This window comes from Actinokineospora bangkokensis (assembly GCF_001940455.1).
Lineage (GTDB): Bacteria > Actinomycetota > Actinomycetes > Mycobacteriales > Pseudonocardiaceae > Actinokineospora > Actinokineospora bangkokensis.
Map to the genome: position 1 here is coordinate 16,344 of NZ_MKQR01000001.1, position 12,422 is coordinate 28,765.

Here is a 12,422-nt window from a genome sequence, read left to right on the forward strand (position 1 = left end):
CGAACAAGTCCGTCTCCGCTCTTTCTCGGTCGATTCAGCAGGGGTGCTTCTTGCCGAGGCGGTCGGGGTGACCACCGTGGGTGTGTATGTACCTGCACCCCGTGACGGTTCAAAAGGTGGCCTGGAACACACCACCCGCCGATCTGGTTGACTGGCCCCTGCTATGAGACGAGCCGTGATCCTCACCGCGCCCCTGCTCGCCCTCGCGGCGTGCACCGGCGACCCCGCCGCGCAGGCCCCCACCAGCAGCTCCGCCGCGGCGCCCGCGACCAGCGGCGCCCGGCCGACCAGCCAGGCGCCCGCGCAGGTGCCGCCCGCGCCCGAGCCGGTCGCCGACGGGCCCTGCCCCTACCTGACCAGCACCGCGGTGGCCGACGCCAACGGCCAGCACGTCACCAAGGTGCGCACGTCGGCGGACAAGCCGACCCCGGCGTGCTTCTTCTACCGGCCGGACGGGTCGGTGCAGCTGACCATCCGCGTCTACCAGGGCGAACCCGCCGTGGCCAAGGCGCTGGTGGACTCCGCGGCGCCGATCGACACCTCGAACCCGGCCACCTCGCCCGCGGGCTGGGAGGGCGGGTCGCTGTCCGGGGAGGAGAACGCGGTGTACGCCGTGGCCAAGGGCGGCGCGGCGGTGGTGGTCGACTCCAACCAGAAGCAGACGATCAAGGCCCGGCGGATCGCCGAGACCGCGATCGAGAACCTGGGCCTGTAACCGGCCGCGCCCGGCCCGTCGACGCGCGAAGGCCCGCGCCCCCCGGGTGGGGAGGCGCGGGCCTTCGTCTGCTGCTGCTGCTCAGCCCTTGTCGGAGCCCGCGGCCTTGGGAGCGGGCTTGGACTGCCCGTTGGTCTCCGGCGCGCCCGCGGCGGGCTTGGCCACCGGCGCGTCCGCGGCCTTGGGGGCCGGGGTCGGCGCGGGGGCAGGCTTGGCCACCGGGGTCGGGGCCGGGGCGGGCTTCTGCTGCCCCTTGAGCACCACGGCGGCACCGGCGCCGAGCGCGGCGAGCGCCACGACCCACGGCCACCGGCGGCGCTTGCGGTTCGCCGGGTCCTTCGCCGCCTGCTTGGCCGCCGCGCGCGCGGCCTTGAGCTGCTCCTCAAGCTCCTTGCGGTACTGCTTGACCTGCGGCTTGAGGTCCTTCTGGAGCTGCTTGACCTGCTTCTTGACCGGCGCGCCCGCCGCGACGGCCTGCTTCACGGTCTTGTTCTTGCCCGCGTCCTTGCGGGCGGACTTGGCCGCCTTCGCCAGGTCCTTGCGGGTCTGCTTGGCGGTCTTGGCCAGGCGCTTGCGGGCCCGGCGGCCGGTCGCGACCGCCTCTTCCCTGGCCACCTGGGCGCCCTCGGCGATGGCGCCCGCCACCTGCTGCGGGGCCAGGCCCTTGGCCGCGAGCTTCTGCTCGGCGGCGTGCGCGGCCTCGGCGCCCGCCTGACCAGCGCGAACGGCGCCCTCGCGAACCGCGCGCCAGCCGGTGCCCACTGCCTTGCCCACCGACTCTCCGGCCCTGGTCATGGCTTCACCTCGTCGATCGTGCTTCAGCCGCGGCGGCCGCCGCGTCCGTCCGTCCCCCCAATCCTGCCCCTTCCGGACGGATCCCGCCGGAGATGGCACGATGGCGGCGTGGCAGACAGCAACGAGTCCCTCGTCGGGACGAAGGTAACCACCACCCTGCACACCAGCATGGGTGACATCCGGATCAACCTCTTCCCGGACCACGCGCCCAAGACCGTCGCGAACTTCGTGGGCCTGGCCGAGGGGACCAAGGAGTACAAGACCGAGAACGCGAAGGGGGAGAAGTCCGGCCCGTTCTACGACGGCGCGGTCTTCCACCGGGTGATCTCCGGGTTCATGCTCCAGGGCGGCGACCCGACCGGCACCGGCCGCGGCGGCCCCGGCTACCAGTTCGGCGACGAGTTCACCCCCGAGCTCCAGTTCAACCGGCCGTACCTGCTGGCCATGGCGAACGCGGGCCCGGGCACCAACGGCTCGCAGTTCTTCATCACGGTGGCCCCGACCACCTGGCTGAACTTCAAGCACACCATCTTCGGCGAGGTGGCCGACCAGGACTCGCGCAACGTCGTCGACGCGATCGGCAGCACCCCGACCGGCCCCGGCGACAAGCCGCTGACCGACGTCGTCATCACCAAGATCTCCGTCGAGCGCGGCTGAGCGTCGCGTGAGCGTCCCCCCGCACCACCCGGGTCCCGGACCGCAGGCGGGCCTGCCCGCCTGCGCCCGGCACCCGGACCGGCCCACCGGCCTGGGCTGCACCCGCTGCGGCAGGCCCGCCTGCCCGGAGTGCCTGGTGGAGGCCTCGGTGGGCTTCCAGTGCGTCGACTGCGTGCGCAGCGGGCAGCGGTCGGTGCGCCGCCCGACCACGGTCGCGGGCGCCCCGCTGGCCAGCAAGCCGGTGCTCGTGCCGGTGCTGGTCGCGGTCAACGTCGGCGTGTTCGCGCTCACGGCGCTGCTGGCGCGCTCACCGCTGACCAACGAGAACTCCGAGTTCTTCCACGCGCTGAGCGGGTTCGCCCCGGCCATCGCCTCCGGCGGCTGGTGGCGGGTGCTCACCGCGGGGTTCCTGCACTTCGGCGTGCTGCACATCGTGGTGAACATGGTCGCGCTGTGGTTCCTGCGGGACCTGGAGCTGCTGCTGGGCCGGGTGCGCTTCGCCGTCGTCTACGCGCTGTCGCTGCTGGGCGGCTCGGCGTCGGCGTACCTGTTCGGGGCGCTGCTCAGCGAGAACGCTGGCGCGTCCGGGGCGATCTACGGCCTGCTCGGCGGGCTGCTGGTGGCGGTGATCCGGCTCAAGCAGGACCGGCACGCGCTCATGCAGGTGGTGGCGGTGATCGCGCTCAACCTGGCGATCAGCGTGGCCGTCCCGCAGATCTCGCTGCTGGCCCACCTCGGCGGCCTGGTGGTCGGCGCGGTGGTGACGGCGGGGATGCTCTACGCCCCGGCGGCCTCCCGGGTGCTGTGGCAGTCGGTGGTGTCGGTGGCGGTGCTCGTCGCGCTGGCGGTCGCCTTCGCCGTGCGCACGCCCGCCGTGACCGACGAGGTGCGGTGCGCGGACCCGGTCGACCTGGGCAGCTGCGTCTACGTGCTCCCCGGCGGCTTCCCGACCTGACCGCTCAGGTGCGCAGGCGCAGCAGGGCGTTGACGACCTCGCGCGGGTCGACCCCGAGGTCGAGCTGCCCGAGCACGACCAGCGCGGGCTCCGCGGCGCCGTCGGCGTCGACCTCCACCGAGGTCGTCTCGCGGCCCAGCCGCCGGTGGGTGGCCAGCCGCACGTTCACCTCGCCCCACCGCCAGGTGCGGGCGCCGGTGAGCCCGCGCACGGTGACGCCCGCTGCGTCGGCCGACAGGCGGGGGCGCACGACGGTGCCGTGCAGGGCCAGCGTGGCCAGCACGGCGGCCGCCACGGCCAGCAGGAGCGCGCCGCGGGGGTCGTCGACCAGGACCGCGGTGGCACCGGCGACAGCGGCAGCGGCCCACCCCACGCCCACCACGGCGGGTCGGGGGGCCCAGCTCGCGGCGGGGTGGGCGGGGTGGGTGATCGGCTCGTCAGCGGTCACCGCGGAGATCCATCCACAGGAGTTGTCCACACTGGGGATGAACCACAAGCGTGTGGTTCAGCGGCGCCGCGCCACCCGGCGCGGCCGCGCCGACCGGTCAGCGCCACCGCATCGTCATGAGCAGGCCCGCGATCATCAGGGCGAAGCCGATGGCGAAGTTCCAGTTGCCCAGGTCGGCCATCAGCGGGATCTTCTCGCCCGCGATGTAGTTGACGACCAGCCAGGCCAGGCCGATGAGCATCACGCCGAGCATGACGGCGATGTACACCGGGTGCGACGGGCCCGCCTGCTTCACCTTGACCGGCGTGCGCCGGTCGGTGGTGGGAGCGGTGTAGACGGACTTCTTCCTGACCTTGGACTTGGGCATGCTGTCCTCGCCTGACGTCTAGCGGTGGGTGCGGTGGTTCGCTGGCAGGTCGTTCCGGCAGGTCAGCCGGCACAATCGCAACTCCCGCCGTGGTGACACGTTAACGTAGCCGAACGGCGTCACGAACCCCCAGTAGGCAACGATCTCCACCAGCCCGCGGGCTGGCCGCCCAGGAAGGAGGCCGGACGTGAGCACGGTCGGCCACAGCGAGGCGGCAGCCGCGCCGCCCACCGGCCCCGGGCCCGGCCGGACCGGGCGCGACCCGGTGCGCACCGCGGTCCGCGGCATCGGCGAGCTGCTCATCACCGCGGGCCTGGTGGTGCTGCTGTTCGTCGTCTACGAGGTGTACGTCACCGACCTGCTGTCGGCGGCCAAGCAGCGCGACGCCACCGCCGCGCTCGACCAGGAGTGGCGCAGCGCCACCCCGGAGGACGAGCGCGACCGGGTGGAGCACTTCGACGGCCCCGAGGGCTCCGGCATCGCCAAGATGTACGTCCCGGCCTTCGGCGCCGACTACTCCTTCACCGTCCTGCAGGGCACCACGGAGAAGACCCTGGAGGTCGGCCCCGGGCACTACACCGGCAGCGGCGACCCCGGCATGCCGGGCAACTTCGCCGTCGCGGGCCACCGGGTCGGCAAGGGCGCGCCGTTCAACGACATCGACCTGCTCAACTCCTGCGACGCGATCGTCGTCGAGACCGCCTACAGCTGGTACGTCTACCGGGTGCTGCCCAAGTCCGACGAGGTGGCGGACTGGGCGAGCACCAAGGCCGCCGACCCGCGCTGCGCGGGGGTGGGCCCGCTGGGCGCCCCCTACGAGCAGGTGGTGGGCCAGGAGATCGTCGCCCCCACCCAAGGCGGGGTGGTGCTGCCGGTGCCGAACCGGCCGGGTGCCGAGCAGACCCTCAGCGCCGGGCAGCAGGTGTCGCTGATGACGCTGACCACCTGCCACCCCAAGTTCTCCGACCGGCAGCGCCTCATCGTGCACGCGGTGATGGTCAAGCAGTGGGCGAAGAACCCGCAGCAGCCCGGTCAGACCCCGCCCGAGTTGAAGGAGACCAGCTGATGTACGGGTGGATCTGGCGCCACCTCCCCGGCCCGGTCGCCGTGCGCGTGCTCACCGCCGCGGTGCTGGTGCTCGGCGTGGTGGCCCTGCTGATGTTCGTGGTGTTCCCCTGGGTGGAGCCCAAGCTGCCCTTCAACCAGGTCACCACGCAGTAACCCGCGGGGCGCCGCGGGTCGGTACCGTGGCGGCATGCGCGTGCTGGTGGTCGACAACTACGACAGCTTCGTCTACAACCTCGTGCAGTACCTGGCGCAGCTGGGCGCCACCACCGAGGTCTGGCGCAACGACGCCGAGCAGCTGTCGTCCGCGTCCGCCCTCGACGGGTTCGACGGCGTCCTGGTCAGCCCCGGGCCCTCCACCCCGGAGCGCGCGGGCCGCTCCATCGACGTGGTCACCTGGTGCGCCGAGCGGCGGCTGCCCGTGCTCGGCGTGTGCCTGGGCCACCAGGCGATGGGCGTGGCGTGGGGCGCCACCGTCGACCGGGCGCCGGAGCTGCTGCACGGCAAGACCTCGCTGGTGCACCACTCGGGGGTCGGCGTGCTCGCGGGCCTGCCCGACCCGTTCGTGGCCACCCGCTACCACTCGCTGACCGTGCTGCCGGAGACGATCCCGGACGAGTTCGAGGTCACCGGGCGCACCGAGGGCGGCATCGTGATGGCGATGCGGCACCGGGAGCTGCCGGTGGAGGGCGTGCAGTTCCACCCCGAGTCGGTGCTCACCGACGGCGGGCACCGGATGCTGGCGAACTGGATGGGCTCGGCCGGGTTCCCGGTGGACGACGGCCGGGTCACCGAGCTGGAGAGCGGCATGCGGGCCCTCACCCGCGGCGTCGCCTGAGACCGACCCCGGGCGACTCCCCCGGCGACGAACCCCGGACAACGCGAGAGCCCCGCACCCCTGAGGGGGTGCGGGGCTCTCGCCGCGCTGGGGACTACCGGTTCGTGGTGGTCGGGTCCGGTCCGCCGCCGCCGATCAGCGACTTGCCGATGGTGACGTTGACCGTGTCGTCCTTGGCGATCTTCTCGCCGGGCTGCTGGTCCTGCTCCAGCACCTTGCCCACCTCGTCGCGGTCGGTGGTCGGGTAGTCCACGGCGTTGAGCGAGCCGGTCCAGCCCAGCTGGCGCAGCGCGGCCTCGGCCTCGGCCCGGGACTTGCCCTCCAGGTTCGGCATGCTGATCTCGACCTGGTCGCCCTTGGACACGCTCAGCGTCACCGTGGACCCCGGCTTGAGCTTGCCGGACTTGGGCGCCTGGTCGGTGACCGTGCCCGCGGGCTGGTTGGAGGAGACGTCCTGGCGCTTGGCGGTGAGCCCGGCGCGCTGGAGGTTGGCCGCGGCGGTGTCGTAGTCCTGGCCCACCAGGTTCGGCACGTCCACCTGCTCCTGGGCCTTGCCGATCACCAGCTTGACCTCGGTGCCCGCGCTCACCGACGTGCCCACCGCCGGGTTCGACGAGGTGACCTTGCCGACCAGGTCGTCGTCGGTGGTCACCTCCTCCTCGGTCTGCGCCGCCACCGACAGCTTGGCCTGCTTGAGCAGGTCGGTGGCCTCCTGCAGGGTCTTGCCGGAGACGTCGGGGACGGCGACCTTCTCCGGGCTCACGCCCACCCGCAGGGTGATCCGGTCGCCCTTGCGCACCGCGGCGCCGGTGCTCGGGTCGGTGCCGATGACCTTGCCGATGCTGTCCGGGCCGCACGGGCCGGGGGCGCCGGTCTCGGTCTGCTGGCAGGGCACGTTCTCCACCACCGGTTGCAGGCCCAGGTTCGACAGCTGGCTCTGCGCCTCGGCCTGGGACTTGCCCACCACCTCCGGCACGGTGAACGACCCGTCGGCCTGGTCGGCGGAGCTGTCGCTGAGCAGGTACCAGACGATGCCGATGAGGCCGACGACGATGAGGCTGCACAGCACGATCAGCCACGTCTTGCGCTGCCTGCGCCTGCGCTCCTCCTCCTCGTCGGCGTAGTCGTCGTAGTCGTACTCGGTGTCCAGCGACTCGGGCCGGTGGCGCCCGCGCATCTCCGGCTGCGGGCGGCCCGCGCCCAGCACGGCGGTGCGGTCGTCGTCGGTCATCACCATCGGCGCCGCCGGGCGCTGGCCGGAGAGCACCCGGACGATGTCGGTGCGCATCTCGGCCGCGGACTGGTAGCGGTTGGCCGCGCCCTTGGACATCGCCTTGAGCACGATCGCGTCGAGCTGCGGGCTCACCCGGGGGTTGAGCTGCGACGGCGGCCGCGGGTCCTCGCGCACGTGCTGGTAGGCCACCGCGACCGGGCTGTCGCCGGTGAACGGCGGCTCCCCGGTCAGCAGCTCGAACAGCACGCAGCCGGTGGCGTAGACGTCCGAGCGGGCGTCGACGGACTCGCCGCGGGCCTGCTCGGGGGACAGGTACTGGGCGGTGCCGATGACCGCGGCGGTCTGGGTCACCGCGACCTGGCCGTCGGCCACCGCGCGGGCGATGCCGAAGTCCATCACCTTGACCGCGCCGGTCTTGGTGATCATGACGTTGGCGGGCTTGACGTCGCGGTGCACGATCCCGTGCCGGTGCGAGAAGTCCAGCGCCGCGCACACGTCGGCCATGATCTCCATCGCGCGCTGGCCGGGCAGCGGGCCCTCGGTCTTGACGATGTCGCGCAGCGTCCGGCCGTCGACGTACTCCATGACGATGTAGGGCAGCGGCCCGGAGTCGATGCGCGTCTCGCCGGTGTCGTACACGGCCACGATCGCCGGGTGGTTCAGCGCGGCGGCGTTCTGCGCCTCGCGCCGGAACCGCTCCTGGAACTGCGGGTCGCGGGCCAGGTCGGCGCGCAGCACCTTCACCGCGACCTCGCGGCCGAGGCGGACGTCGCGGCCGAGGTGGACCTCCGACATGCCGCCGTAGCCGATCGCGTCGCCGATCTCGTAGCGGTTGGAGAGCAGTCGCGGTGTGGTCATCGGTGCGTCGTCCCGATCCTCGTCAAGTCTGGTCCCATCATGGTGGTGCCGAGCGCCGCGCTCACCCCGGCGGGCCGTTCTGCTGAGGGTCGCAGATCACCCGCACCGCGGACCTGCGCTCCACCCAGCCGTTGGGGGTCACGTTGGTCACCACGCAGGTCGACGGGTCTGCCGGGGGCAACTGCTGCTGGCGGGTGACGACCTTGGTCTGCAGGCCGAGCGTGCCCAGCTGGATCGCGGCCTGGTCGGCGGTGAGCCCCAGGTAGTCCTCCACGTCCACGCGCACCTGGTCGCCGTCCTCGGGGTCGGTGGGGTCCACCGGGGAGGTGCTGGGCGGCGTCGCGCCGGGGGGCGGCACGGGCGCGCCCGTGGTGCCGGTCGGCTCCGCCCGCTCGGAGCTCGTCGGGGCGCCGCCGCCGACCCGGCCGTCGTCCTCGCGCTGGTCGTCGCGCAGGATCGCGGGCAGGCCGAAGGCCAGCGCCGCCACCAGCGCCACCGCCAGCACGGCGATGGTGATCCACAGCCCGGTGCGGCCCTCCCGGTGCTGCTGGTGGCCGGGCACCGGGGTGAACGGCGGCTGCGGGCCGCGCGGCAGCGGCCCGGACACCGGGGCCAGCCCGGGGTGCGTGCCCGCGGCCGGACCGCGGTGGGCGCCGGAGAGGGCCAGCCCGGACGGCGCGGGCAGCGGCCTGCCCGCGCGCACGGCGGCCACCGCCACGGCGAACTCCCCGCCGTTGGCGTAGCGCTGCCGGGGGTCCTTGACCAGCGTCGCCTCGATGAGCGCGCGGGTGCCGGGCGGCACGTCGGCGGGCAGCGGCGGCGGGATGTCGCGGATGTGCATCATCGCGACCGTCACCGCGTTCTCGGACAGGAACGGCCGGTGCCCGGTCAGGCACTCGTAGCCGACCACGGCCAGGGAGTACACGTCGCTGGCGGGTTCGGCCTCGTGGCCCAGCGCCTGCTCGGGGGCGATGTAGTGCGCGGTGCCCATCACCATGCCGGAGCGGGTCACCGGGGCGGCGTCGGCGGCCTTGGCGATGCCGAAGTCGGTCAGCTTCACCACCCCCGACGGGGTGATGAGGATGTTGCCCGGCTTGACGTCGCGGTGGACGTACCCGCGCTCGTGCGCGGCGTTGAGCGCGGCCGCCGACTGCTCCAGCACGTCCAGGGTCCGGTCGGCGGGCAGCCTGCCCTCCTTGGCCAGGATCGCCGCCAGCGGCTCGCCCTCGACCAGCTCCATCACCAGGTAGGCGGTGTCCTGCGGGCCGTCGACGACGCCCGCGGTCTCGCCGTAGTCGTGCACCGCGGCGATGCCGGGGTGGTTGATGGAGGCGGTGGTGCGCGCCTCGGTGCGGAAGCGGTGCAGGAACTCCGCGTCCCCGCACAGCTCCGGCTTGAGCACCTTCACCGCGACCCGCCGGTCCAACCGGGTGTCCGCGGCCTCCCACACCTCGCCCATGCCGCCGACCGCGATCCGGCGGGCGAGCCGGTAGCGGTCGGCGAGCAGCTGGCCGGAGGTGAGCACGTCAGCCACCGCCCAGCACGGCGTTGATCGTCGCGCGGCCCACCCCGGCCGAGACCTGCGAGCCGGTCGCCGCCGGGTCGTCGGTCTCCACCACCACGGCCACCGCGACCTTGGGGTCGTCGGCGGGGGCGAAGGCGACGTACCAGGCGAACGGGGGGGTGTCCTTGGGGGCGTCGCCGGTCTCGGCGGTGCCGGTCTTGGAGGCGATCTGCACGTCGGCGCGCTTGCCGCCGCCGCGGGTGTTCTTCTCCGACTCCTTCATCATGTCGCGCAGCTGGTCGGCGGTGGAGCGCGAGATGGGCGAGCCCAGGCTGTCCTCGGAGAAGTCGGAGATCACCGACAGGTCCGGGGCCAGGATCGAGCGCACCAGCTGCGGGCGCATCCGCTCGCCGCCGTTGGCGATGGTCGCCACGATCTCGGCGTTCTGCATCGGGGTCAGCCGCACGTCGCGCTGGCCGATGCCGGTCTGGTAGATCGCCAGCGGGTCGGGCAGCGCCATGCAGTCGTCGTCGGGGGAGCGCGGGCCGATGCAGGAGCGCACCACCGGGGTGGGCACGGTCAGGTCGCTGTCGCCGATGCCGTAGGCGGCGGCCTGGTCGATGAGCTTGTCGTCGCCGAGGTCCTTGGCCAGCTGGGCGAAGGAGGTGTTGCACGACAGCGCGATCGCGGTGGTCATGGTGACGGTGGTGGAGCTGCCGCCGCAGGTGCCGCGCGAGTAGTTGCGCAGCTCCGAGCCGCCCACCTTGATGCTGGCGGTGGCGGTCAGCGGCGAGTCCTTGGTCTGCCCGTCCTCCAGCGCCGCCGAGGCCACCAGCAGCTTGAACGTCGAGCCGGGCGGGTAGGTCTCGGCCACCGCCCGGTTGAGCATGGGCTTGTTGGCGTCGGCGTCGTAGGCCGCCCAGGCCTTGCCCTGCACGTCGCCGTCGTGCGCGGCGAGCGGGTTGGGGTCGTAGGAGGGGGTGGACACCATGGCCAGGATGGCGCCGGTCTTGGGCTCCAGGGCCACCACCGCGCCGCGGTAGTTCGCCTGGGTCATCGCCTCGTAGGCCGCCGCCTGCGCCGCCGGGTTGATGGTGATCTCGACGTTGCCGCCGCGCGGGTCCCGGCCGGTGATCAGGTCCGACAGGCGGCGGACGAAGAGCCGGTCGTCGGAGCCGTTGAAGATCTCGTCCTCGGCGCGCTCGAGGCCGGTGGCGCCGTAGCGGGTCGAGTAGAACCCGGTGACCGGGGCGTAGAGCGGGCCGTTGGTGTACTGGCGCAGGTAGCGCAGCCGGTCGTTGGTCGGCTGGACGGTGGCCACCAGCTGCACGTCGTTGCCCGCCCGGACGAGGATCTTGCCGCGCTCGCGGGCGTACTCCTCCAGGATGATCCGGTTGTTCTTCGGGTTCTGCCGGTAGTCGTCGGCCTTGAAGATCTGGATGTAGGTGGCGTTGGCCAGCAGCAGGATGACCATGCCGAGCATGGCCAGGCCGACGCGGCGCAGCGGGGTGTTCACGTCGGCCGCTCCACCATGACGGTGTGCGCCTCGGCGATGGGCGCCTGCGGGACCGGGCGGGGCCGCGACCCGCTCTGCGGGCGGCGGGCGGCGTCGGAGATGCGGAGCAGGAGTGCCACCAGGATGTAGTTCGCGAGCAGGGACGAGCCGCCGTAGGACAGGAACGGCGCGGTGATGCCGGTCATCGGGATCAGCTTGGTGACCCCGCCGACGACCACGAACACCTGCATGATCAGCAGGAACGACAGGCCGCCGCCGAGCAGCTTGCCGAAGGTGTCGCGCACCGCCAGCGCCGAGCGCATGCCGCGCAGCGCGAGCACGGTGTAGATCAGCAGCAGCGAGGCCAGGCCGATGAAGCCCAGCTCCTCACCGATCGCCGCGACGATGAAGTCGGTGTTGGCCAGCGGCACCAGGTCCGGGCGGCCCGCGCCGAGGCCGGTGCCGCCGACGCCGCCGGTGCCCAGGCCGAACAGCGCCTGCGCGATCTGGTAGCCGCCGCCCGCGTCGTCGTAGGTGGCCAGCGGGTCCAGCCAGTTCGCCACGCGCTGCTGGACGTGGGTGAACAGCTGGTAGGCCACCAGGGCGCCGCCGACGAACAGGCTCACCCCGATGCCCACCCACACGCCGCGCTCGGTGGCGACGTAGAGCATCACCAGGATCGTGCCGTAGAACAGCAGCGAGGTGCCCAGGTCCTTCTGGAAGACCAGGACGCCCAGCGACATGGCCCAGGCGAACAGCACCGGGCCCAGGTCGCGGGCGCGCGGCAGGTCCACCCCGAGCACCCGCCTGCCCGCGGACATGAACAGGTCGCGCTTGGAGACCAGGAACGCCGCGAAGAACACCAGCAGCAGGACCTTGGAGAACTCGCCGGGCTGGATGGAGAACGGCCCGATCCGCAGCCAGATCTTCGCGCCGTTGATCGTGGGGGCGATGATGCCGGGCAGCAGCGCGGGCAGCGCCAGCAGCACCAGGCCCGCCACGCCGAAGGTGTAGTAGTACTTCGTCAGCGTGCGGTGGTCCTTGATCACCACGAGCACGGCGAGCAGCAGGGCCAGGGCGACCGCGGTCCACAGGATCTGCTTGGGGACGTCGTTGTTGAACTCCCGGCCCGCGCGCAGCGCCCGCTCGCTCAGCGCCAGGTCGATGCGGTAGATGACCACCAGGCCCAGCCCGTTGAGCAGCGCCACGCAGGGCAGGATCAGCGGGTCGGCGTAGGGGGCGAACTTGCGCACGGCCACGTGCGCGACGCCGAACAGCGCCAGGTAGGCCAGGCCGTACCAGACGATGCGGAAGGTGAGCGTCTGCTCCTGGTTGGCCTCGACCAGCACCAGCGCGCTGGTGACGATGAGCGCGGCGAAGCCGAGCAGCCACAGCTCGGTGCCGCGCCGCGTCGGCGTGCCGCCCTCGGGGGTCGACCCGGTGCGCCCGGCCGCCGGACCACCCACCGCGCCCTGGACCGGTGCGCCCATG

The 12,422-nt window shown here is 72.8% G+C and carries 13 protein-coding genes; 6 read left to right on the plus strand and 7 right to left on the minus strand.

Annotated elements, in window-relative coordinates; translation table 11 throughout:
- Positions 1–163: 163 nt before the first annotated feature.
- Positions 164–715: a DUF2020 domain-containing protein gene (locus BJP25_RS00065; RefSeq protein ID WP_075972661.1), complete on the plus strand. Its 552-nt coding sequence runs from the start codon at positions 164–166 to the stop codon at positions 713–715.
- 81 nt (positions 716–796) lie between these two features.
- Here BJP25_RS00065 and BJP25_RS00070 read toward each other — a convergent pair whose 3' ends face one another.
- Positions 797–1,510 (minus strand): hypothetical protein, encoded by a 714-nt coding sequence (locus tag BJP25_RS00070; protein WP_075972662.1) that lies wholly within the window; start codon positions 1,508–1,510, stop codon positions 797–799.
- 108 nt (positions 1,511–1,618) lie between these two features.
- Between BJP25_RS00070 and BJP25_RS00075 the strand changes: the two genes are divergently transcribed.
- Both BJP25_RS00075 and BJP25_RS00080 read left to right on the plus strand, forming a co-directional pair.
- Positions 1,619–2,167 (plus strand): peptidylprolyl isomerase, encoded by a 549-nt coding sequence (locus tag BJP25_RS00075; protein WP_075972663.1) that lies wholly within the window; start codon positions 1,619–1,621, stop codon positions 2,165–2,167.
- Positions 2,168–2,174: 7 nt separating this feature from the next.
- Positions 2,175–3,122, plus strand: coding sequence for a rhomboid family intramembrane serine protease (locus BJP25_RS00080; RefSeq protein ID WP_075972664.1), 948 nt, complete (start codon positions 2,175–2,177; stop codon positions 3,120–3,122).
- A 4-nt stretch (positions 3,123–3,126) separates the two neighbouring features.
- On the opposite strand, the gene BJP25_RS00085 is transcribed toward BJP25_RS00080, so the two are convergent.
- Both BJP25_RS00085 and crgA read right to left on the minus strand, forming a co-directional pair.
- Positions 3,127–3,570 (minus strand): PH domain-containing protein, encoded by a 444-nt coding sequence (locus BJP25_RS00085; protein ID WP_233157842.1) that lies wholly within the window; start codon positions 3,568–3,570, stop codon positions 3,127–3,129.
- A gap of 97 nt (positions 3,571–3,667) precedes the next feature.
- Positions 3,668–3,937, minus strand: a complete 270-nt coding sequence (gene crgA, locus BJP25_RS00090) for a cell division protein CrgA (RefSeq protein ID WP_075972665.1) — start codon at positions 3,935–3,937, stop codon at positions 3,668–3,670.
- 187 nt (positions 3,938–4,124) lie between these two features.
- Here crgA and BJP25_RS00095 point away from each other — a divergent pair, with 187 nt between their 5' ends.
- From BJP25_RS00095 to BJP25_RS00100, 3 genes are read left to right on the plus strand one after another with little or no spacing between them, the layout of a single operon-like run.
- The gene (locus BJP25_RS00095) at positions 4,125–5,003 is read left to right on the plus strand and encodes a class E sortase (RefSeq protein ID WP_075972666.1); all 879 of its coding nucleotides are present in this window, start codon (positions 4,125–4,127) and stop codon (positions 5,001–5,003) included.
- On the plus strand, positions 5,003–5,158 hold the full coding sequence (locus tag BJP25_RS34470; RefSeq protein ID WP_198943290.1) for a hypothetical protein: 156 nt from the start codon (positions 5,003–5,005) through the stop codon (positions 5,156–5,158). Before BJP25_RS00095 ends, BJP25_RS34470 begins: the two co-directional genes overlap by 1 nt.
- Before the next feature lie 34 nt (positions 5,159–5,192).
- On the plus strand, positions 5,193–5,840 hold the full coding sequence (locus tag BJP25_RS00100; protein ID WP_075972667.1) for an aminodeoxychorismate/anthranilate synthase component II: 648 nt from the start codon (positions 5,193–5,195) through the stop codon (positions 5,838–5,840).
- 94 nt (positions 5,841–5,934) lie between these two features.
- Here BJP25_RS00100 and pknB read toward each other — a convergent pair whose 3' ends face one another.
- The 4 genes from pknB to BJP25_RS00120 form a co-directional block, all read right to left on the minus strand.
- The gene (gene pknB, locus BJP25_RS00105) at positions 5,935–7,932 is read right to left on the minus strand and encodes a Stk1 family PASTA domain-containing Ser/Thr kinase (protein WP_075972668.1); all 1,998 of its coding nucleotides are present in this window, start codon (positions 7,930–7,932) and stop codon (positions 5,935–5,937) included.
- 61 nt (positions 7,933–7,993) lie between these two features.
- On the minus strand, positions 7,994–9,457 hold the full coding sequence (locus BJP25_RS00110) for a serine/threonine-protein kinase (protein ID WP_075972669.1): 1,464 nt from the start codon (positions 9,455–9,457) through the stop codon (positions 7,994–7,996).
- Position 9,458: 1 nt separating this feature from the next.
- Positions 9,459–10,952: a peptidoglycan D,D-transpeptidase FtsI family protein gene (locus BJP25_RS00115; RefSeq protein WP_075972670.1), complete on the minus strand. Its 1,494-nt coding sequence runs from the start codon at positions 10,950–10,952 to the stop codon at positions 9,459–9,461.
- Entirely contained in the window at positions 10,949–12,421 is a 1,473-nt protein-coding gene (locus BJP25_RS00120; protein ID WP_084793562.1) for an FtsW/RodA/SpoVE family cell cycle protein, read from the minus strand. Before BJP25_RS00120 ends, BJP25_RS00115 begins: the two co-directional genes overlap by 4 nt.
- Position 12,422: the final 1 nt, after the last annotated feature.